Source organism: Candidatus Pelagibacter sp. Uisw_092, from assembly GCF_047729545.1.
GTDB lineage: Bacteria > Pseudomonadota > Alphaproteobacteria > Pelagibacterales > Pelagibacteraceae > Pelagibacter.
Window position 1 is genome coordinate 735,780 of record NZ_CP159824.1, and the last position, 22,428, is coordinate 758,207.

A 22,428-nucleotide genomic window follows, 5' to 3' on the forward strand; every position below is an offset into this window, starting at 1 on the left:
CAGAACATTTATAGAACATATAAAAAAAATATCAATAAAAAAATAAAATGAATGTAAGAAAGGTTAACAATGACAACAAATTTAAAAATAGATCCATATGGCTTCAGGGAGTATGACGCAAGGTGGTTGTATGAGAAGGACATAAACCAACTCGGAATAGAGAATCTAGGTAAAGGTTTAGGCACTCAAATTATAAAACATACAAAAAAAACGAATCCAAGAGTAATTGTTGGTCATGATTATAGATCTTACAGTGAAGAAATTAAAACTGCTCTTAAAAAAGGACTACTTTCAACAGGATGCAATATTGAAGATATAGGTTTATCTCTATCCCCTACTGTTTATTTTGCACAATTTAATTTAGATGCTGATGCTGTTGCAATGGTTACTGCAAGTCACAATGAAAATGGTTGGACTGGAGTTAAAATGGGTATCAAAAAAGGTTTAACCCATGCACCAGAAGAGATGAAAGAATTAAAAGAGATTACTTTAAATGAAAATTTTATCAAGGGTGATGGAGTTGAAAAACAAATAGAAGGTTTTCAAAAAATTTATAAAGATGATTTAATAAATAAAAATAAAATAACAAAAAAAATTAAAGCAGTTGTTGCTTGTGGTAATGGTACAGCTGGAATATTTGCACCTGAAATTTTAAGAGGAATTGGTTGTGAAGTAATAGAATTAGATTGTAATCTTGATTGGACTTTTCCAAAATATAATCCAAATCCAGAAGATTTAGAGATGTTACATGCAATAGCAAAAGCTGTAAAAGATAATAACGCTGATATTGGTTTTGGCTTTGATGGTGACGGCGATAGAGTTGGTGTAATTGATAATACAGGGAACGAAATATTTTCAGATAAAATTGGCTTATTAATTGCAAGAAACTTATCTAAAACTCATAAAGGTTCTAAGTTTATTGTTGATGTAAAATCAACTGGATTGTATGCAACAGACAAGGTCTTAAAAGACAATGACTGTGAAACCATTTATTGGAAGACAGGTCACTCACATATTAAAAGAAAAGTTAATACTGAAAAAGCATTAGCAGGGTTCGAAAAAAGTGGACACTTTTTCTTTAATCAACCTTTAGGTTTTGGTTATGATGATGGAATTAATTCTGCAATTCATGTGTGTCACTTGCTTGATAATGAAAACAAAAGTATGCATGAAATCATAAAAGAATTACCTAATACTTTTCAAACACCTACAATGGCACCTTTTTGTAAAGATGAAGAAAAATATCAAGTGGTTGAAGATTTAGTTAAACAAGTAAACGCTATTAAAGATAATAAAACTAAAATTGATGACCAGGAGATTAGTGAAGTGTTAACTGTTAATGGTATCAGATTTTCTTTTAAAGATGGTTCATGGGGATTAATTAGAGCCTCATCAAATAAGCCATCACTTGTAATTGTTACTGAAAGCCCAACATCGAATGAGAGAAAGAAAAAGATCTTTAATTTTATTGATGACCTTTTACAAAAAACTGGCAAAGTTGGCGAATATGATCAAAAGATATAAATATTTACTAATCTTAATCCTTCTTTTTACCTCTAAAAGTCATGCTCTAAGCCCTGAATATGAGAAGGAATTGTACATTGGTTGTTATACTAACTCTAAGCAATACCTTGGTACAGATGGCGCTAAAATATACTGCCAGTGTACTGTTGATAAATTAAGTGAGAAATTTAGTGATGAAGAGATTGATGAAGTGTTCAGTAAAGAACCTGATGAAATTCAACAACTAACTGCATTTGCGACAATTGAGTGCGAAAATAATAAATAGCTTTTCAAATAATAAAATAATTAATAGATTTTGAAAATGGAAGATAAGAAAAACTTCGGTTTTGGAACGCAGATTAGAAAATCTCCTTACTTTAACTCAACTGTTAAATGGGGTGCAACTGGTTTTTCAGTTTATAATCATATGTATATTCCTCGTGACTTTGGATCCCCTGAGCAAAACTTTTGGAATTTAGTTAATGAAGCAATTTTATGTGATGTTGCAGTTGAACGACAAGTTGAAATTACTGGACCTGATGCTACAAAATTTATTCAACTCTTAACACCAAGGGATTTATCAAAACTTTCAGTTGGACAATGTAAATATGTTTTAATAGTTAATAATGAAGGTGGAATTTTAAATGATCCAGTATTATTAAGACTAAAAGAAAACCATTATTGGTTATCTCTTGCAGATAGCGATATTTTATTATGGGCACAAGGTGTTGCTGTAAATTCAAACCTTGATGTTAAAATTATCGAACCTGATGTCTCCCCTCTTCAATTACAAGGACCAAACTCTGGAAAAATTATGAAGGCTTTATTTGGTGAAAGTATTAATGATCTTAAATATTATTGGTTAAGAGAATTAAATTTAGATGGCATTCCTTTAATAGTCTCTCGAACAGGTTGGTCAAGTGAACTTGGTTATGAATTATATTTAAGAGATGGCTCTAAGGGGGACCAACTTTGGGAAAAAATAATGTCAGCTGGTAAACCTCACGGATTAAAACCAGGTCATACATCATCGATTAGACGTATTGAAGGTGGAATGTTATCGTACCACGCAGATGCTGATATAAACACGAACCCTTATGAACTAAATCTAGGAAGACTTGTTAATTTAGATATTGAATCTAACTTTATTGGTAAAGATGCTTTACAAAAAATAAATACTGATGGCATTAAAAGAAAACAAGTTGGAGTTATCTTAGATTGTATTCCTTTAACTGGACCTAACACTACCTTTTGGGAAATCTTAATAGACAATCATATAGTTGGTAAAGTTACTTCTGCAGTATATTCACCGAGATTAAAACAAAACATAGCACTTGCAATGGTCTCAATTAACAATTCAGAAATTGGATCAGTGCTTGATGTTAAAATGAATGACAAAATCATTAAAGCAACGGTTACTGAAAAACCTTTCTATGATCCTAAAAAGAAACTAGCAAGTTCATAGCAATAAGAGTATTTATAAGCCATGTTAACTCCAAAAGATTATATATCCCTATATTTACTAGTTATTATCTTAACAGTAGTCTCAGTTAACTTTATGTACCGTCTTTATTTCTAGTAATATTCCTTATCTTTTTTTTAAGAAAAAGACCTAGAGGAGCCAAGTTTCCCTTTATTTATAGGTTCAGAACAACTCACAAAGCGCATTCCTCGATTAGGATCTTTTCTAAGAGGCTCTACAGAAGTAAATTTTACCTTATTATCTTCCTCTCTTAATCTCTTAAGTTCCTCTGCTCTTTCACGGTCTCTCATTTCTTGATATTCTTTAAGTACATCAACCTTGTCATCTTTCTCTTCTTTGACCGGCTCATCTTTTAAATAAAAGTCTTAATTCGTTAAAAAAACCAATAAACCCAAATTTTATTAATAGTATGATAGATTTTATCATTTGTTTTTAAATATATAAATAATTGTTAAAATTATGAGGATTACGACAATCCAAATAGTGAGGTTAGTTAAGAATTGTTTAAGTTTAGAATTAGATTTTAGAAAAGCAGGAAGAACCAATAAAAGAACTCCTATCATATATACTACAGGTAGTAACTGATCCATCATTTCAATAGCTTATTCTAACTCATTTGATAGCTTTAATGAATGCAAATACTTGGATATATTTTAATTATTTTTGCTATAGCTGATTTTGGTTCATCTTATGCCGGTTATAACCTAACTAGTTTTCTAGGAGAAGCATCAAGATTTTCACCAATCGTAATAGGTTTAATTGGTGGTGCTCTTGTTAATTTTGGTGAAAAAAAATAATTAATTAAAGCTTTAATAAAGATTTATTAGGAGGGTTAGAGATATGAGCTCATTTGATGATAGAAAAAAAGGATTTGAAGGTAAGTTCGCTCACGATGAAGAAACTTTATTCAAAATTAATGCAAAAAGAAATAAACTTTTAGGTGAGTGGGTGGCAGATAAATTAAAAAAAACTGATAAGGATAAAGAGGGCTATATTCTTGAAGTTATAAAATCTGATATGGCTGAGCCAGGAGATGAAGATGTTTTTAGAAAGGTTAAAAATGATCTATCGCAGGCTGGTTTTGAAAATATCGATGAAGAAATCAGAAATAAAATGAATGAACTAATGGAAACTGCTAAAAAAGCCTTCTTATAGAAATTTCAATTTTTTACAGATTATTAAATTAATTTATCTTCTAGTTGGAATTTTAGATGCAACGTACTGTTTTCGAACACCTTCTCTAAAGTAAATATAAACCCCAGCTGAAATAATACAAATTACCCCTAATAAAGTTCTAAGAGATGGGATTTCATTAAATAAAAAATAACCTGGGATCATTGACATAATAATCAATGAATATTCAAACAATGAAACAACGGATGGAGATGCAATGATATAGGCTGAAAAAATACATAAGAACCCAATAGATGCTGCAACTCCAAAAAATAATATAAACTTCCAAGTATAATCAAAATTTGTAAACCACTCTCTAAATATAAACTGTGTAGTTGGATCAAAATCAGTGTTGTTAAATTGACCATTGCCCATAAAGACATAAATGATGCCACATAAAATAAGAGCAATTAAATAAAAATAGTATAACTGAGTGTTTACATCATCCTTATCAGATGTGTATTTAGTAATAGTCATTGATGCTGCATAAAATAAAGCACTTAATACTGGTAATAAATTTCTATAATCAAAACTTTCAAAATCAGGATTTAAGACGATTAATACACCAAAAAAACCAAAGGCAATTGCTGACCATCTTCTAATTCCAATAAACTCTTTTAAGAAAAATTTAGCAAAGATGGATACGAAAAAAGGACAAGAAAAGAATAAAGCATTAGCGGTAGCTAATTGCATATAAGTAATAGAGATAAAAAATGTTGAAAAAGCAACAAAATGTAACAAAACTCTTACAAAAGTTAATACTGGATAATGTGTTTTAAAAGATACTTTCTGTCCTTTAAAACTTAGATAAATAAAAAGTACCATTGCTGCAATCAAGTACCTTCCAAAAAAGATCTCATAAAGAGCAGATTTTTCAAATATAAATTTAATTAACGAGTCTTGAATTGCAAACAAGCTCATTGCAATCAATATTAAGATTATACCTTTTGAGTTATTATCTGTAGTCATTATCTAATATCAGTAATTTTACTAAACTAACTCACTGGACTTGAATTGGCTAATACTAAACGAGATTACATAAAACAGAGATTTGACTAGCTATTTAAGCCGAAACCTAGAGCATAGAAACTGAAAGATTAAATAATTAAATTTTCCAAGTCCATAAAAATTATGTGCAAGCTTCTTAGCTTTTTTCTTCTTCATAGCTGATTTGGTTTTGTGTTTCATTTAAATGTTTAAAATTATAGCAATCAGTGCAAAGTAAGATGATCTCTGGTCCTGAACTGACTTGCGTCAAGATAGCTGTATCATCTCCACACTCACTACATCCTGATAAATTTTTTTTCATTTATTTTTTTTAGTTTAATTTCAACTATTTAACACATTTACCAATAGAGCCTAGGGAACATTTGACTCCATCAATCCAAACTGCGTTGTTTAAATTGGCACCTTCAAAGTTTGCATTTAAAATATTTGCACCAGTTAAATCTGCTTCAAAAAGGTTGCTATTACTGAAGTTTGTCTCAATTAATGATGAGCCTTTGAAATTTACTCTTGTTAAGTTGGCACTTGAAAAATTTGCTTTTTCAAAAATACCACCTTCAAGATTTGCTTCATATAAATTAGTTCTAATAAAAGATGATTCTACAAAATTACCATTAGCCAATGTTGCATTCATCATTACTCCTTTATCAAAAGTAACTTTAATAAAGCTAATAAAAGAAAGGTTAGAATTTGGTATATAAGCTCTACTTAAATCTTGGCCTTCTGAGAATTGACAATTAGAATAATCCACTCCATCAACTGGAGCATCATCACAACCTGCTTTTGCACCACTAATTAATAATAAGCTTAAGACTAAAATAGAAAAAAGCTTGTTCATAAAGCCTACTCTTATTAATTTTATCATATTAAATGCTAACAAATCGTAGATCGGGAGTCTTCTATTAATTTAATTATAGGTAAAATTAACCTGCTATTATCGCTTAGGGAAGCCTTCTACTGTATAGAAGTTTCTTATCTTCTTTAGAGACACATAATAAGCGCTATCTCTAAATGATTTTTTTATTTGTTTTTTAGTATTATAAATTTCAATAAATGCATTTCTCATACTATCTTCTAGACCCGAAAAAGCTAAATCCTCTTCATCGGCACCATGAATAATCTTTTTAATGGTGTCAAAATCCGTTTTGGTATTAGTTTTTTTATCCATCAAATCAATAATGTCTAATATCTTTTGTTCTTGAAATCTTTTTTCAACTCTACCAAAACGTATGTGGGAAATGTCTTTTACCCATTCAAAATAAGAAACTACTACCCCGCCTGCATTGACGTAAATATCAGGAATAATCATAATTCCTTTTTCAAATAATTTTTGATCCGCCTCAAATGAAACAGGACCATTAGCAGCCTCAATTATTAATTTTGTTTTAATTTTATCTACATTATCAATAGTGATTACGTTTTCTAGAGCAGCTGGAATTAAAATATCACAATCTAATTCTAAAAGTTCACTTGGTTTATTTTTAAACTCTCCAAGTTTAGGATTATTAATACTTTTATTTTTTTGAAAAGATTCAATTAGTGCATTTATATCGATGCCTTTTTTGTTATATAAATAACCATCAAACTCACCTATGGCTATAATCTTTGCACTATCTCTATTATATAAATGTTTAGCTAAATTACTTCCTACATTACCAAAACCTTGAACTATAATTTCATTATCCTTTAATTCATTTTTTAAACCAGCTTCTTTAACAATATCTTCATGTCTAAATATTTCTCTAACTACTTCTTCAATACCTCTACCAGTAGCCTCAGTTCTTCCAGCAATACCACCACGATGTAAGGGTTTGCCTGTTACACAACCTCTATAATTTATATCATCAGGTTTTAATGTTTTGTAAGTCTCTAAAATCCATTCCATTTCTCTTTCTGAAGTTCCAACATCTGGAGCTGGTACATTTAATGCTGGAGAAATAAAACCTTTATTAATTAATTTACTAGCAAACGCTTTAGTAATTTCTCTAAGTTGAGGCATTGTGTAATTTTTAGGATTAATCTTTAAACCTCCTTTTGCACCTCCAAATGGAATATTAACTATTGCACATTTGTAAGTCATTAAAGATGCTAAGGCTTCAGTATCATCTTGATCAACAGTTTCTGAATATCTTAATCCACCCTTAGTTGGAAGAATGTGTTCTGAGTGAACCGCTCTCCATCCAGTAAAATTATTAATTTTACTATCTAAGACAACACCCACATTTACTTTAATTAATGAGTGAGTAGATTTTAAATGCTCAAGTAAATCATCACTAAAATTTAGTAATTTAGCTGATTTATCTACATGTAGGTTGACGTTATTCTTAAAGCTCATTTTTAAAAATTATATATTAATGAAATTTATTAACCACTTTTATCTTTATCTAATGAGGCTTAGTCCAATAACCATAAACACATCGTGTTCCACATCTTGAGCAATCATAAGTGTCATGCAAGACACCATCTTTAACAACTGTTATGTGCTTTGAACAAGATACAATTAAAGTCCCACTAGGAAGTTCATTCTTTTTTAAATGAACTTTACAACCTTGACCTATAAACATCGTTGGCGTCCAATGCCATCCAAGTTTTTCAAGATATTTTTTAACTACTACTCTATGAGTTCCTGATCTTGGACTATCATTTTTTTGTTTTAAACTTCTTGCAAGTCTAGTCCTTGATGTGGTTCTAAATTCTTCATTTGCCTTATAAAGATCATCATAAATTTTTTGATAAGGGAGCTTTGTTACAATTGCAATTGATCTAACTACGCAGTCTCCAGCTTTTCCTTTATATCCAGCCGCAGATCTTCCACCGTCATTGATTTGTAATTCTAAATTGCTACTTGAAAATAATCTCTTAAATAAATTCACGATTTAGTTTTATGATCTAAGATCTCGACCATACACTGAGTTGCATATTCACGCCATTCCTCAGCCGATTTATCCTTAAGGTTATTAAGGTGGTTCATATTACTATCTATATTTTCTTGATGTTTAGCTTTATCAGCTTCTTCTAGATTTTTTTCCATGTTAGTAAGATTAGTCTTCATTGCATTAATCCAACTATTGCCAAGCTCTACACATTTAACATCATCTTTCTCATCACAAATTTGTTTAAAGAAATTGAAAATAACATCATCTGATTTTATTTTACTATTCATTCTATCTACTAAAAAAATAATTTAACCCAAAAAAAAGTAAGATTATTGAAATCTATGCTCTAACTATTCGTTTACCTTTATCATTATAATTATGACAAGCACAATCTTTCTTTTTATATAAACCCAAATTGTGTAAAAACATTTTTGACAGTCCTCCTAAGAAGTCTCTAAAAAAACTTCCTAATTTCCAATAATGAATACTAACATTTATTGATGGCTCTAAAGATTCAACATAATGCCACCAACCTCTAGGTAGGTAAATTGCATCTCCAGGTTTTAGTACCGTCTTAATGATTTTACATTCTGCAAATAATGGAAATTTTTTTATATCTAAATTTTTCATGTCAACAAGACTAGCTGTAGAGAATCTTTCGTAAGTGGGGCTTGGATACATATTTTTATTAGACTTTGGTGACACCAAATAAAAAGTCTTACTACCTCTAATTTGGACATTTATATTTTCAGACCAATCTGCATGAAAGCCTGTTATTGTAGATTTTGGGCCAATCCAGGCTAACAATGAATGAATAATTGAATTTTTTTTAATATTCTTAAAATTAATATGTTTTTTTAATATTGGGAATTTATTAAAAAGATGAAAAGTTGTCAGATATTCATTAGTGTCTGATGAAATTATTTTTTCGATATACTCTTTAAGTTTAACTGAAATAAATTTTTTTTCACCAGTATATAGATTTCCAATAACTGTATTTACATTCATTTTTTGTTCTGGGTCTAAATTTTTTAGAAAGTCAAACGACCAATTGTTATATGCATGCCAATCTTTAGCATATTGTCTTATTACGTATGGTTTATCTTCAATCCTAAAATCAAGTTTATCATTTGTTTCGATATCAATATATTTCATTTAAATGTTAATCGTCTAAAATTGAATATTTAATTTTTGTAGACTTAATATCAAGATCGTCACCATAAGCTTCTCCTATAAACTTATTATAATCATGATGATCAAAATGGTGTAGCATATATATTAAGCTTTTAGCTAAAGGAAATTTAAAGTCCATTATATGGTCAACATTTTTTCCAAATTTAAATTTTACATTTGAGGAATTAAATTCTTTGATTGCTAATGCAACGCCATTAATATCTGAAATGTATTTTTCTGGAAGATGTAAATCATCAAAGTAACAAAACACTCTAGGTAGTAGGTGCTCCCTTAGACTGTCTATTTGATCCATAAATGATTTTGTTGAAGAATAATAATCTAAATCAAAAAAAATACAGGCAACTTTATTTGGGCTTGTGTTAATAAAATCACCCACAGTATTTTTAATATCCCCATAAAAAATCTTACTTTTTATTTTTTTTGAAAGTGCTTCTTTATCAACTTTGTAAATACCTTGTTTCCATACAAATGGTAAATCTTCTTTTAAATTAGTTGGTGGCATTCCCTCACCAGTATCAAAACCATAAATATCAATTTTTACATCTAAATGTTTTTCAATTGATTTCTTATATTTTTCTAATGCAATAATACCATTTCCGCCTGCGACACCCAATTCTAAGACACTAATTTTATTAATACCCAATTTCTTTGCTTCTTTGCATGACTCTAATAATACTGTCTCATAATGAGGTTTGAATGTTTTATATTTTACTTGCAAATATTTTAAAAAAGCTACTCTCAGTGGCTTTTCATAACCAACAATTCTTAAAAATAAGATTTTAAGTTTGTATATAATTTTCATTTTACTGTAATTACTTAATGTTTATTATATCTTAAAATAAGTATTTAATTGTTAATTGATTTTTTTACAAGCAAATTGACAATTAAACTAATTAAATTAACATGATCTAATTTTTATCTCTTTTTTTATCTTATTTTCCAAAAATGCCAAGCTTAACATCATAATCAACTGCAACTCCATAATCAGGATCATCATCACTATCAACAACAAGCTGACCAGCTCTACTTAGTAATTTATGACAATCACGAGTTAAATGTCTGAGCTTAACCTTTTTTTCAAAACTATTATATTTATCAGCTATATCTTCAATTGCTTTTAAAGCTGATTGATCAATTACTTTTGATGCAGCAAAATCAATAATGATTAACTCAGGATCTTCTTCTGGTTTGAATAGCTCTAAAAAGCTATCCGTTGAGCTAAAGAAAAGTGGACCTTCTATTTCATAAACCTTAGCACCTTTTTCTCTAATGGATGGTCTCTCAACTGCTCTAATTCTTGATGCAGATTTCCATGCAAAAACTAATGCTGAAACAATCACTCCAACAATTACAGCAACTGCTAAATCTTCTAAAACAGTTACAACGGTTACAAGAACAATAACTAGTGCATCACTCTTTGGTACAAAAAATAATATCTTTAAAGAGTTCCACGCAAACGTTCCAATCACCACCATAAACATTACACCAACAAGAGCTGCAATTGGGATCATCTCAATATAGCTTGATGTATATAAAATAAAAATTAATAAGAATAATGCTGCAGCTATTCCTGCGATTCTTGTTCTACCACCTGATTTTACATTAATCATAGATTGTCCAATCATCGCACATCCACCCATACCCCCAAAAAAACCAGTAACTGTATTAGCTAGTCCTTGTGCTAAGCATTCCTGACTAGCCCCACCTCTTTTATTGGTAATTTCACCAACTAAGTTAAGCGTTAACAAGCTTTCGATTAAGCCAATGGCAGATAATATAAATGCATAAGGGAAAATAATTTTTAAAGTTTCAAAGTTTAAAGAAACACTTGGGATTGAGAATATAGGTAATCCTCCTTTAACACTTGCAAGATCTCCAACACTTGGAATATCAATCTTTAATACTAAAACTAATCCAGATGTTGCTAAAATAGCAGCAAGTGTAGCTGGAACTGCTTTAGTAATCTTTGGTAGTAACCAAATAATTAACATAGTTAAAGCAACAAACCCTATTGAATAGTACAAAGTATTTCCTGAAATCCATACTGATTGTCCCATTGCATTAAGGGTTTTAAACTGACTAAGTTGTGAAATACCAATAACGATTGCAAGGCCATTAACAAAACCTAACATTACAGGTTGTGGTACCATTCTAATAAATTTTCCAAGCTTAAAGACACCCGCTAATAATTGTAAAATTCCCATTAACACTACAGTTGCAAACAAATATTGAGCACCGTGATCCATAACAAGTGAAACCATTACAACAGCTAAGGCGCCGGTTGCCCCTGAAATCATTCCGGGTCTTCCTCCAAATACAGCTGTAATTAAACCAACAATAAAAGCCGCATAAAGCCCTGATAAAGGTGTAACACCCGCAACAAAAGCAAAGGCAATAGCTTCAGGAACTAATGCTAAGGCAACCGTTAAGCCTGATAAAACTTCAATTCTAAATAAAGAAAAGGATGCCCCTTCCTTTGGAATATAATTTTGTGAGTTAAAACCAATAGATTTTGCAAATGATGAGAGTGTGGTTTTAATCAATATATTTTAATTTAATTATTTGTGAATCGAGGTGTTATCTATTTAGTAAAGCAAGCGGTTGATAAAGTCTACTTTCAATTAATACGTGTTAACAAATTTGCGACGAATCAGATACATAATGATTAAGAGGTAGTGGCGGGAGACTAAAGCTACCTCTGTCCTCACCCTTTAATCCTTAAAATACTTTTTAATCTTATCGATAGTTTTAGTTAATAGAACTTTTGAATAAGGTTCCCCTTTAATAACCCAAACCGATAGCGGCCACGTACTGTCTTTAGTAGATCTTACTATTATATGAATATGTAATTGAGGAACAATGTTGCCAATCTTTTCAACATTAAGTTTTTTTGTTTTAAAAATTTTTTTCATTAACTTGCTACAATAAACAATTTCTTTCATTAATAGCATTTGATCATTTGAGTTAAGTTCTGAAATATCGGTAATATTTTTTCGTTTAGGGATTAAGATAATCCAGGGAAATTTAGTATTATCAATTAAACGAATGCTGCATAGTTTTAAATTAGTTATTAAATGAGAATCTTTTAGAAAACTTTTACTTACTTTGTTAGCCATAGTTAAATATTAATATAAATGTGCTCTATAAGCAAAAATTATTATATGCTAATTTAATTATGGCTGATAAAAATAGGCTCTGTTACTAAAACATTTTCATAAAAGAATTTGGAATAAAGTTAAATGGGGTCTTAATTAAAAAATAAAGAATATATTTATAAATATTTCTTTATTTTATCAGAGACAATTACTTTATTGTTATTCATGTAATCTTCATGATTTTTTTCAATATTTTTCAATTCATACAGATAATTAACCATCACACCATATGCTCTTTTAAATCCTTGTTCAGAAATATTAGCATTAATTACAATATCTTCTACAATAGCACCATTACCTAAATGAAATCTACTCACATCATTTAAGGGCAACCCTTGTTGGTTTTTTTCATTAACAATATAATGTGCAACTAATTTTTTTATTGCCTCTTTATTTTCTATAATTCTACTATCACCTAATTTTAAATCTTGTAATTTTAAGAAAGATAAATCTTGGTTTTTAAGGTTAGCTAAAATACTTTTAATTTTAGGTTCTTTGATATACCTAAGCCAATCAGCAAAACCTGGTATAGGTGATAAAGTACCAAAATTTTTAATATGAGGTAGTTCTTCTTGGATTTCATACACCACTCTTTTTATTAAAAAATTACCCAATGTAACCCTTGATAAACCTTCCTGACAGTTACTAATTGAATAGAATGTTGCAGTATCATAATCTTTTGTCTCATCATTTGAGGGCTTCATTAATTCTTGAATTGACTTACCAAGACCTTTCGTGAGAGCTACTTGAACAAAAATGATGGGTTCATCTTCAAGTGCCGGATGGAAATAAGAGAAAAACCTTCTATCCTCTCCTAAACGTCTTTTAAGTTCATTCATATCTTTCATTTGATGAACACGCTCATACTTAATAATTTTTTCTAATACTGCTGCTTTGGTGTCCCAGGTAATTTTTTCAAGCTTAAGAAAGCCAGGATTAAACCAACCTTTAAATAAATATCTTAAGTCATCGTCTAGAACTTTTAGGTCTTTGTTATCTTTTAAAACTTTTAGTAAGTCTTCTCGAAGTTCAATAATAACCGATGTTCCATTTGGTGCCATATTCATTCTTGTAAAAAGCTCTCTCCTTTTTCCAGAGGATACTTTAAACAAGTTTGCTAAAGTTTTTTCATTTGGTGAAATTTTATAAAGATTGATAGCATCATCTACTTCAGTGAAGTTTGCTTTATATTTTTCATTAATTTTTTTAAAAAAAATCAATTTATTATCAGGAGATAAAACTTGATATAATTTGGTAACATCTCTTGCAACAGTTATTCCAAACGCTGCTCCTTTGTTCGAAATTAAATCATCACATAAATTTAAAATTGAGTTGATATCGTTTTTTTTAATATCTCTTGTATTAAAAAGTTTTTGCCCAACGTCTGCAATAGATGAGATTATTTGTTTTAAATTAAACATGGTTTTTTTATATTATATTCAAATACTCAATAAAAGATCTAACTGACACAATTAGTAAAAAAGTTCCAAAAATTTTACTTAGTAGTTTTTTATTTATTTTATAAACTGCTTTGGCACCTAATCGAGCCATAATCATTGTAACTGGGAAAAATACTGCAAACCCTAATAGATTTATATAACCCATACTAAAAGGTGTGTTGACATTATCAATTATTTTTCCACCCATAATCATTGTGATCGTTCCACTAAGTGAAATCAAAAAACCAACTGCTGCAGCTGTGCCGATCGATTTTCTTATGTCATAACCAAAAGTTCTCATAAATGGTACCATTAAAGATCCACCACCAATACCTAGGGGCACTGAAATAAAACCAATTATTACCCCCGAGATATTTTTAACTATGTCAGAAATTGTTTTAGGATTTTCTACAAGTTTTTCTCTAAGAAATATAAAAAATAAACCCACCATAAAAGCAAATATTGAAAAGAATAATATTAGAGTTGGTGTCTTTAGATTTACTGCAAAAAAAGTCCCTACTATAACGCCCAATAAGATAAATATACCAAAGGATTTTACCATCTTGAAATCCACCGCATCATATTCCATATGAGTCTTGGTTGAAATTATCGAAGTTGGAATAATAATAGCTAAAGAAGTTCCAACTGCTAAATGCATTCTGGTTATTAATTCAAAGTCCAATACTGTGAATGCATAATATAGAGCTGGGACCATTATAATTCCACCACCCACACCAAGTAATCCCGCCATGAAACCTGCTACAGCTGCAGATATTGCAAGGACCGCCAGTAGGTTAATTATCTCACCGTAGTTTAAATTTTCCATTATGAGTTAACCTGATTAGCTTTCTCGTTATTTTGCACAATTGTCATTATATGTTTTGATTTTTGGAAATCTAAATCTCTTGCCATCATATTATCGCTTAAATATCTTTTCCAATCTTTTGAACCAATTTGACCATGATATAATCCAACTGTGTGTCGCATAATATGATTTACTTTTGTACCAAGCTTAACTTCTTTCTCAAGGTACTCTAGTAGTTTCTCAGCAATCTCTTCTCTTGTAGGTCTTTCTTTTGTTCCAAAAATTTCATTTTCAATTTCAACTAACGAATAAGGGTTTTGATATATGGATCTACCAATCATAACACCATCACATAAGGTTAAATGATTTTTAATCTCATCAATTTTTGAAATTCCTCCATTAATAATAATTTCTAAGTCTGGATTTTCTTCTTTTATTTTGTAGACCATTCCATAGTTTAATTTTGGAATATTTAAATTTTGTTTAGGTGACATTCCAGTTAAAATAGCTTTTCGAGCATGTAATATAAAAGTTCTACAACCAACACCTTTCATCTTTAGTATGAAATTATTTAAATAATCAAATTCTTCAGTATCATCAAATCCAATTCTAGTTTTTGCAGTAACTGGAATTTTACAAGCATTAACCATTGAATTAATACACTCTGTAACTAAATCTGGTTCTTTCATCAAGCAAGCACCAAACATATTTTTTTGAACTTTTTTACTAGGACAACCTAGGTTAATATTAACTTCATCATAACCCATGTCTTCTGCAATTTTTGCAACTTCTGCTAACTCTGCTTTATCAGATCCACCCACTTGTAAAGCCAAAGGTTTCTCTTCTGGACTATAAGATAGAATTTTTTTTCGATCTCCATGAATTGCTGATTTTGTTGCAACCATTTCTGAATATAGCATAACATTCTTGCTCATTAATCTTAAAAAATATCGATCATGACGATCAGTACAATCCATCATAGGAGCTACTGAAATTTTTCTATTAATGTCTTTTTTAATATCCAAGAGATTTACCCATTAATTTATCAGGTAACCAACTTACAATTTCAGGAAAAATACACAATATCAATATGGATAAAACCATCATCATCATAAATGGAAATGATCCCTTTAAGATTGTAGATAAACTTACATCAGGTGTTATCCCTTTAATTATATATAGATTTAATCCAACGGGCGGTGTGATTAAGCCTATTTCCATATTTATAGTGAATACAATTGCAAACCAATATGGATCAAAACCTAATGTGGTTATAACAGGCAACAATATAGCCGATGTCATTACAATAACGGCCACTGGAGGTAAAAAGAAACCAGCAATAAGTAAAAACACATTTACCATTAAAAAAATTATCCATTTATTGCTACTCAATTCTATCATGCTTTGAGCAAGTGATTGAGTTACATAAAGTTGAGATAGTGTGAATGCAAAAAGATAAGAGGCTGCAATAATAAACATTATCATTACACTTTCTTTCATTGAAATTTTAACAATATTCCAAATCTTTTTAGGCTGATAAATCTTGTAGACAACCGCTATCATAACAAAAACTAAAAATGCCCCAACACCAGATGCTTCAGATGGTGTAGCTACACCTCCATATAAGACATACAAAACACCCATAATGATTGCTAAAAATGGAAAAATTCTAGGAAGAACTTCTAGTTTTTCTTTTAGCGTTGGTGGTTTTCTATTTCTTAATAATTTAGCTGCATTTTTATCAATGAAGTAACTGTGTATTAATGCCCAAATTGCAAAAAGACTTGCCAACATAAATCCTGGAATAATTCCAGATAAAAATAATCTTCCAATAGAAGTTCCTGTTGCCATTCCATATACGATTAAAACTATACTAGGTGGAATTAAAACCCCTAAAGTTCCTCCTGCAGCAATTGTTCCTGTAGCAATTTGATCTGAATACCCTCTTTTTCTCATTTCAGGAATTCCCATAGTACCAATTGCAGCACATGTTGCTGGACTTGATCCACTTAAAGCAGCAAAAATTGAACATGCACCAATATTAGAAATAACTAAACCACCTGGTACTCTCCAAAGCCATCTATCAAGGCCAGTATATAAATCTTTTCCCGCAGGTGAATGAGCAACCGCCATACCCATAAGTATGAACATTGGAATAGATAACAGTACAAAAGAATTTAAGCCTGCATAAAAAGTTTCAGCAAATACATCCAACATTTGCAGTCCTTCGAAAGCAACCAAGAGAGTAATTGAAACAAAACTTAAACCAAAAGCTATTGGAATACCTGAGAATAAAACTATTAAAGTAAAAACTGCAACGATTATAGCAATAGTAAGTGGATCCATTATTTAAAATCCCCCTCATCATAAAGTTTAATTATTTCAGCAATATATTGAAGTATCATTAAAATAGAACCTATTAGCATTGAAGAATACGGCACCCATAATGGCGGGTCCCAAATAGTTCCTGTTGTGTAATTCTTAGTAAATGCTTCTTCAACCATCAAAAAACCAAAATAAAATAGAATTAAGAAAAAACATAAGCTTAATAATGAAGTAAAAATTTTAAGCTTAACAATATTTTTTTTAGACATAAAATCATATATCCATTCCATGCTTACATGGGCTTTTTCACTTAAAACATAAGCACTACCAATAAAAGTAGATGCAACAAGCAGTATAGTTACTAATTCAGTTTGCCATGTAATAGCCCGTTGAAAAAAATATCTTTCAAAAACAAGCTCAACAATTACTAAAATTGATAAAATCAAAGCACCCACAGCAAAAGCTCCACAAGCTTGGGAAGTGTAATTACAAAATTTTAAATATTTTTTTTTCATAAAAAAACCCCTATTTATTTTCACAAATAGGGGCTCTTTATATATTATTTTATTTAACTGCTAAAGCCATTTCCATAAGCTTAGCACCACCTGGTACTTGCTCTGCAAACGCTTTGTGGGCAGTTTTCTTTGCGATCTCAATCCATTCAGCATGATCTGCAGCAGTCATATATACTAACTCAACACCAGCATCTCTATAAGCATCTTCAAATGTCTTATCAAGATTGGCTACTTGTGCTGTCATATATTTTTCAGCTACTTTTCCAGCTTTCATAAGAGCTTTTTGTTGCTTAGAACTTAAAGCATCAAAAGATTTCTTAGACATAAGGATCGGTTCATACATAAACCATAGACCAAATTTTCCTGGAGGTGTTGCACATTTTACTTGTTCGTAAATTTTGTAACTTACAAAACTTCCTGAACTAGTATTTGCACCAGTTAATACGCCTGTTTGTAGACCAGTATAAATTTCTGAAGATGGCATACTTTGAATACCAGCTCCTGCACCTTCAAGCATTTGGTTAAATGCTTTACCAGCTGCTCTCATTACTTGACCTTTTGCATCGCTAGGTTTTCTAATACATTTTGTTTTTGAAACAAAACCACCACCTAACCAAGCATCAGATAAAACAACTACACCTGCATCATTAATAATTTTTTTAATCTCTGTCATCATTGGAGATTTATTAAATCTTAAAGCATGGTCATGATTTTTAACTGTTCCTGGCATTAAAGTTGCACTAAACTCTGGGTGAAACTTTGATGCGTATCCCAAAGGGAAAGCAGATATATCTAATTGGCCAGTAGTCATTGGTTTCCACTGTTCTTTAGGTTTGTATAAAGATTTTGCTGGGTAAATTCTAATATCAATGTCAACATTAGCTTTTTTTACTTCATCAGCAATAATTTGTACCATTTCATGACGTGGGTCAAAAGATCCATCAGCTCTAGGTGTACCAGGCCATTGGTGACTTGCTTTTAACGTTACCGCATAAGCAGAACCAACAGTTGATAAAACTAAAACTAATGCTGTAAAATATAAAGATATTTTTTTAAACATTATTATTCCTCTCATTAGTTATTTTAATGATGCATATAATTAAAGTTCTTGGTAAGAGTCAACACTACACAAATACACTATTGTATAAAATATGGATGGTCCTTTAAAAAAACTATTAGTTCTTGACCTAACTAGAGTACTAGTTGGTCCTTATTGCACTATGATGCTTTCTGATCTAGGTGCACGTATCATAAAAGTGGAAGCACCAGAAGTTGGTGATGATTCAAGAAAATTTGGACCTTTTATTGAAGATTATTCAGCTTATTTTATGTCACTAAATAGAGGCAAAGAAAGTATTGCTCTTAATCTAAAAAATGAAGATGACAAAAAAATATTTGATAAAATTTTAGATAAAGCAGATATTCTAGTTGAAAACTTTAAACCAGGTACATTGGAGAAGTGGGGATATGGCTGGAAAGATGTTTGTAAAAAATATCCAAGATTAATTTATGCATCAGCATCAGGCTTTGGACAAACTGGTCCATTAAAAGAATTACCTGCTTACGATATGGTTGTTCAAGGTATGGGGGGGCTTATGAGTGTTACAGGCCAACCTAATTCTGAACCAACAAGAGTTGGTACTTCTATTGGAGATATTACTGCTGGATTATTTACTACTGTTGGAATTAATGCAGCACTTTATGATAGAGAAAAAACTGGTAAAGGAACTTTTATTGATGTTTCAATGCTAGACTGTCAAATAGCAATTTTAGAAAATGCTATTGCAAGATATCTTGCTAAAAATGAAATACCAAAACCAATGGGATCCCGTCACCCTTCTATTGCTCCATTTGAGGCTTTTAAAACAAAAGATAGTCACATCATTATAGCTGCTGGTAATGAAAAATTATTTGAAAAACTTTGTAATGTTTTGAATGTTCCTGAAGTTTCTATAGATCCTAAATTTAATACGAACTCTTTACGATCAGAAAATATGGATGATCTAAAAAAGATACTTGAAGATAAACTTATTTTTAAAAATACTAGTGAGTGGGTAAGTGAAATGGAAAAAGAAAGAATTCCGTGCGGTCCAATATTTAATATAAAAGAAGCTGTTGAAAACCCTCAAGTTAAAGCTCGTAATATGATTGTTAAAGCACATCATAAAGTTATCGGTGATTTTAAATTAGCTGGTAATCCAATTAAAATGTCTAACTATAAAGATGAGACAACACGCGGTGACATTCCTGACTTAGACGAACACAGGGAAAAAATCTTAAAGGAATTTAATAATTAACTACTAGGTTCAGTTTCATCTAAACTGTCTTCAGCTGTTTCATTTTCAGCTATTTGATCTAAAGAAACCTCAGTTTCTTCTGAAGCAACTTCTAACTCTGAGTTAACTTCTACTTCTGGTTCTGCTTTTGCAGTTAATTCTTCTAAATCTTCTGGTGCAACTTGAATTTTTTCTGGAATTTTTCTAGCTCTTTTTGATGGTAAAATAGGTGTCCCACTTTTAGAAATTTCACCTTTGTAAATACTCTCAAAGTCATCACCAACTATTTCATCATCATCCGTACCATCATCAACTTGCTCTACATGTTTTCTAAGTTTATGAACCGCACTATCTGTTAAATCTGAAACTTGGATAGTTCCTTCTGCAATTTCTCTTAGAGAAATAACTGTGTTTTTATCATTATCTCTATCAAGAGTAGGTTCAAGACCTGAATTTAATTGAACTGCTCTTTCTTTAGCAACCAATACTAATTCGTAAGGGCTTTCTACTTTGTCTATGCAATCTTCTACTGTTACTCTAGCCATGCGCATTATCTATACGGTGGTTAAAAAAAATCAAGGATAATTTCATAAATAATGAGGATTAAGCTTGTTCTTTACAAGTAATAACAACGATATTGCGATTAAAATATAAGATCCTGAAACTAAAGCGATTTGCTCGATAGAAAAGCTATTATCGATCAAAATTCCAAAGAGTGCTGTACCAAATGCTGTTGAAAATACCATTAATGCTGTTGTTAGAGCTTTAATGGAACCAATATATTTAACTCCATAAATTTCAGCCCAAGTAGCAGAGCCTAAAACATTTGCTAAACCATTTGAAATTCCAATTAAACCTAAAAATACAAAAGATGAAATGGGAGAGTTAAAATAATAAAGTACAAAGGTTGAAACTAATAAAGGAACGTTCATATAAATTATTAATTTTCGACTGCTAAACTTATCAATTAAAAAGCCAGTTAGAAATAAAGTGATCACAGATAAAATTGAATACACCATAAAGGATTGAGCAATAACATAAGGCCCCCAACCTTTGGAGGATACTATAAAAGATTGATAAACAAATGTGCCCGTTGCAATCCAAGGCATCGCTAACATACTTAGACAGATAATATAAAAGCGGTAATCTTTTAATACTTCACCTCTCGTCCATTGTTTTATATCTTTAGTTTTAATATTTGCATAACTAGATATCTCTCTTGAATCTAATTTAACATTTTTAACTAATGTAACGATGACTATGGGTAAGATGATAATAATTGAAATTGAAATAGCTATCCAAATATTTCTCCAATCTATAAAAGTTAACAAAAAAATAATCAATAAGGGCAAAATAAATTCTGCTAATGATAAACCAAGCCAAGTTGTACTTAACGCACGCCCTCTAGTCTTTTCAAAAAATCTAGAAATTGTTGTAGTTGCTGTGTGAGACATTAGTCCTTGGCCTGATAGTCTCATTAAAAAAATTGATAAAAATAAAAAAGCTACTGAAGAAATTTTAGAAAATAAAAAACAAGAGATGGCTAATAAAGCAATGACATAAGATGCAAATTTTAAAATATTAAAGTCATCTATCTTTTTACCAACCCAAACGAGAATAAAACTACTTAATAGAGTAGCGGATGCATAAATAGATCCAAACTGACCATGGGTGATAGAAAGCGCATCCCTTATACTTGAATTAAATAGTCCTAGAAAAAAACTCTGTCCAAAGCTTGAAAAAAATGTAAAGATAAAACCAAATAAAATTACTTTAAAATTCAAACTTTTAAACATAGGAAATAGAAATTATGAGCAATGTTGCATTTATAGGTTTAGGTGTCATGGGCTATCCAATGGCAGGATATATATCAAAAGCAGGCCACAATGTAACTGTTTATAATAGAACTGCTGCAAAAGCTGACAAATGGGTTGCTGAATATAAAGGTTCAAAAGCAGATACTCCTGCAAAAGCAGCTGAGGGTGTTGACTTTGTGCTTACCTGTGTTGGTAATGATAATGATTTAAGAGAAGTAACTTTTGGTGACAACGGTATCTTTAAAACAATTAAAAAAGGTTCAGTTTATATCGATAACACAACTGCTTCTGCAACAATTGCTAGAGAAATTAATAAGTTTGCTAAAAAAAATGGTTTTGGCTCTTTAGATGCCCCTGTATCAGGTGGACAAGCTGGCGCTGAAAATGGTGCACTAACGGTAATGATTGGTGGCGAACAAGCAAACTTCGATAAAGCCAAAGACATTATTGATTGTTACAGCAAAAAAATAAAATTATTAGGTGGCCCAGGTAATGGCCAATTAGCAAAAATGGTTAACCAAATCTGTATTGCGGGTCTTGTTCAAGGTTTATCAGAAGCGATTAACTTTGGAAAAAAAGCAGGTTTGGATATGGAAGATGTAATTGAGGTTATATCTAAAGGTGCTGCTCAATCTTGGCAAATGGAAAATAGATACAAAACGATGATTGATGATCAGTTTGAATTTGGTTTTGCAGTAGATTGGATGAGAAAAGATTTAAAAATCGCAATGGATGAAGCTAAAAATAATGGCTCACAACTCCCTGTAACTGAAGTGGTTGATAAATATTATGGTGAAGTTCAAGAGATGGGTGGAAACCGTTGGGACACTTCTAGTTTGATTAGAAGACTTAGTAAATAATC

26 protein-coding genes are annotated in these 22,428 nt (G+C 30.6%); 7 read left to right on the forward strand and 19 right to left on the reverse strand.

The annotated features are described in order from the left end of the window. Window positions 1–69: 69 nt before the first annotated feature. The 3 genes from ABXT63_RS04070 to ABXT63_RS04080 are packed head-to-tail and all read left to right on the forward strand — an operon-like array spanning window position 70 to window position 2,968. Complete coding sequence (locus tag ABXT63_RS04070; RefSeq protein WP_415320278.1) at window positions 70–1,524, forward strand: phosphomannomutase/phosphoglucomutase; 1,455 nt, start codon at window positions 70–72, stop codon at window positions 1,522–1,524. After that, on the forward strand, window positions 1,508–1,789 hold the full coding sequence (locus ABXT63_RS04075; RefSeq protein ID WP_415320280.1) for a hypothetical protein: 282 nt from the start codon (window positions 1,508–1,510) through the stop codon (window positions 1,787–1,789). The genes ABXT63_RS04070 and ABXT63_RS04075 overlap by 17 nt, the downstream gene beginning before the upstream one ends. A gap of 36 nt (window positions 1,790–1,825) precedes the next feature. Beyond that, window positions 1,826–2,968 carry a glycine cleavage T C-terminal barrel domain-containing protein gene (locus tag ABXT63_RS04080; RefSeq protein ID WP_415320282.1) on the forward strand — a complete coding sequence of 381 codons (1,143 nt, stop codon included), beginning with the start codon at window positions 1,826–1,828 and terminating at the stop codon, window positions 2,966–2,968. 134 nt (window positions 2,969–3,102) lie between these two features. Here ABXT63_RS04080 and ABXT63_RS04085 read toward each other — a convergent pair whose 3' ends face one another. Further along, complete coding sequence (locus tag ABXT63_RS04085) at window positions 3,103–3,276, reverse strand: hypothetical protein (protein WP_415320284.1); 174 nt, start codon at window positions 3,274–3,276, stop codon at window positions 3,103–3,105. 342 nt (window positions 3,277–3,618) lie between these two features. Here ABXT63_RS04085 and ABXT63_RS04090 point away from each other — a divergent pair, with 342 nt between their 5' ends. Both ABXT63_RS04090 and ABXT63_RS04095 read left to right on the forward strand, forming a co-directional pair. Continuing rightward, window positions 3,619–3,783, forward strand: coding sequence for a hypothetical protein (locus tag ABXT63_RS04090; protein WP_415320286.1), 165 nt, complete (start codon window positions 3,619–3,621; stop codon window positions 3,781–3,783). A gap of 43 nt (window positions 3,784–3,826) precedes the next feature. Continuing rightward, window positions 3,827–4,141 (forward strand): DUF1476 domain-containing protein, encoded by a 315-nt coding sequence (locus ABXT63_RS04095; protein WP_415320288.1) that lies wholly within the window; start codon window positions 3,827–3,829, stop codon window positions 4,139–4,141. Between the two features lie 33 nt (window positions 4,142–4,174). Here the strand turns inward: ABXT63_RS04095 and ABXT63_RS04100 are convergent, their stop codons facing one another. From ABXT63_RS04100 to dctP, 16 genes are all read right to left on the reverse strand, one after another. Continuing rightward, complete coding sequence (locus ABXT63_RS04100) at window positions 4,175–5,128, reverse strand: DMT family transporter (RefSeq protein ID WP_415320290.1); 954 nt, start codon at window positions 5,126–5,128, stop codon at window positions 4,175–4,177. A 175-nt stretch (window positions 5,129–5,303) separates the two neighbouring features. Then, window positions 5,304–5,468: a hypothetical protein gene (locus ABXT63_RS04105; RefSeq protein ID WP_415320292.1), complete on the reverse strand. Its 165-nt coding sequence runs from the start codon at window positions 5,466–5,468 to the stop codon at window positions 5,304–5,306. 24 nt (window positions 5,469–5,492) lie between these two features. Beyond that, window positions 5,493–6,029, reverse strand: coding sequence for a pentapeptide repeat-containing protein (locus ABXT63_RS04110; protein ID WP_415320294.1), 537 nt, complete (start codon window positions 6,027–6,029; stop codon window positions 5,493–5,495). A gap of 69 nt (window positions 6,030–6,098) precedes the next feature. Continuing rightward, the gene (locus ABXT63_RS04115; RefSeq protein ID WP_415320296.1) at window positions 6,099–7,499 is read right to left on the reverse strand and encodes a Glu/Leu/Phe/Val family dehydrogenase; all 1,401 of its coding nucleotides are present in this window, start codon (window positions 7,497–7,499) and stop codon (window positions 6,099–6,101) included. Window positions 7,500–7,548: 49 nt separating this feature from the next. Continuing rightward, window positions 7,549–8,037, reverse strand: a complete 489-nt coding sequence (locus tag ABXT63_RS04120) for a hypothetical protein (RefSeq protein ID WP_415320298.1) — start codon at window positions 8,035–8,037, stop codon at window positions 7,549–7,551. Further along, window positions 8,034–8,327 (reverse strand): hypothetical protein, encoded by a 294-nt coding sequence (locus ABXT63_RS04125; RefSeq protein WP_415320300.1) that lies wholly within the window; start codon window positions 8,325–8,327, stop codon window positions 8,034–8,036. Before ABXT63_RS04125 ends, ABXT63_RS04120 begins: the two co-directional genes overlap by 4 nt. A gap of 52 nt (window positions 8,328–8,379) precedes the next feature. Further along, on the reverse strand, window positions 8,380–9,195 hold the full coding sequence (locus ABXT63_RS04130; protein ID WP_415320302.1) for a cupin-like domain-containing protein: 816 nt from the start codon (window positions 9,193–9,195) through the stop codon (window positions 8,380–8,382). A gap of 7 nt (window positions 9,196–9,202) precedes the next feature. Further along, window positions 9,203–10,036 carry a hypothetical protein gene (locus tag ABXT63_RS04135; RefSeq protein ID WP_415320304.1) on the reverse strand — a complete coding sequence of 278 codons (834 nt, stop codon included), beginning with the start codon at window positions 10,034–10,036 and terminating at the stop codon, window positions 9,203–9,205. A 130-nt stretch (window positions 10,037–10,166) separates the two neighbouring features. Continuing rightward, complete coding sequence (locus ABXT63_RS04140) at window positions 10,167–11,777, reverse strand: SulP family inorganic anion transporter (protein WP_415320306.1); 1,611 nt, start codon at window positions 11,775–11,777, stop codon at window positions 10,167–10,169. Between the two features lie 168 nt (window positions 11,778–11,945). Further along, window positions 11,946–12,350, reverse strand: a complete 405-nt coding sequence (locus ABXT63_RS04145) for an HIT domain-containing protein (RefSeq protein WP_415320308.1) — start codon at window positions 12,348–12,350, stop codon at window positions 11,946–11,948. A gap of 155 nt (window positions 12,351–12,505) precedes the next feature. Beyond that, a complete protein-coding gene (locus tag ABXT63_RS04150; protein ID WP_415320310.1) occupies window positions 12,506–13,810 on the reverse strand; it encodes a malonyl-CoA decarboxylase domain-containing protein in 1,305 nt (434 codons plus the stop codon). Window positions 13,811–13,817: 7 nt separating this feature from the next. Next, on the reverse strand, window positions 13,818–14,654 hold the full coding sequence (locus tag ABXT63_RS04155; RefSeq protein ID WP_415320312.1) for a sulfite exporter TauE/SafE family protein: 837 nt from the start codon (window positions 14,652–14,654) through the stop codon (window positions 13,818–13,820). Further along, window positions 14,654–15,658 (reverse strand): tRNA dihydrouridine(20/20a) synthase DusA, encoded by a 1,005-nt coding sequence (dusA, locus tag ABXT63_RS04160; protein ID WP_415320314.1) that lies wholly within the window; start codon window positions 15,656–15,658, stop codon window positions 14,654–14,656. Before dusA ends, ABXT63_RS04155 begins: the two co-directional genes overlap by 1 nt. Next, window positions 15,648–16,979 carry a TRAP transporter large permease gene (locus tag ABXT63_RS04165; protein ID WP_415320316.1) on the reverse strand — a complete coding sequence of 444 codons (1,332 nt, stop codon included), beginning with the start codon at window positions 16,977–16,979 and terminating at the stop codon, window positions 15,648–15,650. Before ABXT63_RS04165 ends, dusA begins: the two co-directional genes overlap by 11 nt. Further along, window positions 16,979–17,473: a TRAP transporter small permease subunit gene (locus ABXT63_RS04170; RefSeq protein WP_415302667.1), complete on the reverse strand. Its 495-nt coding sequence runs from the start codon at window positions 17,471–17,473 to the stop codon at window positions 16,979–16,981. Before ABXT63_RS04170 ends, ABXT63_RS04165 begins: the two co-directional genes overlap by 1 nt. A gap of 49 nt (window positions 17,474–17,522) precedes the next feature. Beyond that, the gene (dctP, locus tag ABXT63_RS04175) at window positions 17,523–18,533 is read right to left on the reverse strand and encodes a TRAP transporter substrate-binding protein DctP (RefSeq protein ID WP_271482773.1); all 1,011 of its coding nucleotides are present in this window, start codon (window positions 18,531–18,533) and stop codon (window positions 17,523–17,525) included. A 91-nt stretch (window positions 18,534–18,624) separates the two neighbouring features. Between dctP and ABXT63_RS04180 the strand changes: the two genes are divergently transcribed. Further along, window positions 18,625–19,770 carry a CaiB/BaiF CoA transferase family protein gene (locus ABXT63_RS04180; RefSeq protein WP_415320318.1) on the forward strand — a complete coding sequence of 382 codons (1,146 nt, stop codon included), beginning with the start codon at window positions 18,625–18,627 and terminating at the stop codon, window positions 19,768–19,770. On the opposite strand, the gene rpoZ is transcribed toward ABXT63_RS04180, so the two are convergent. Then, entirely contained in the window at window positions 19,767–20,294 is a 528-nt protein-coding gene (gene rpoZ / locus ABXT63_RS04185) for a DNA-directed RNA polymerase subunit omega (protein WP_415320320.1), read from the reverse strand. The two genes, ABXT63_RS04180 and rpoZ, sit on opposite strands and share 4 nt — an antisense overlap. Before the next feature lie 42 nt (window positions 20,295–20,336). Beyond that, a complete protein-coding gene (locus tag ABXT63_RS04190; protein WP_415320322.1) occupies window positions 20,337–21,545 on the reverse strand; it encodes an MFS transporter in 1,209 nt (402 codons plus the stop codon). A gap of 14 nt (window positions 21,546–21,559) precedes the next feature. Here ABXT63_RS04190 and ABXT63_RS04195 point away from each other — a divergent pair, with 14 nt between their 5' ends. Continuing rightward, window positions 21,560–22,426 carry an NAD(P)-dependent oxidoreductase gene (locus ABXT63_RS04195; RefSeq protein ID WP_415320324.1) on the forward strand — a complete coding sequence of 289 codons (867 nt, stop codon included), beginning with the start codon at window positions 21,560–21,562 and terminating at the stop codon, window positions 22,424–22,426. Window positions 22,427–22,428 lie beyond the last annotated feature (2 nt).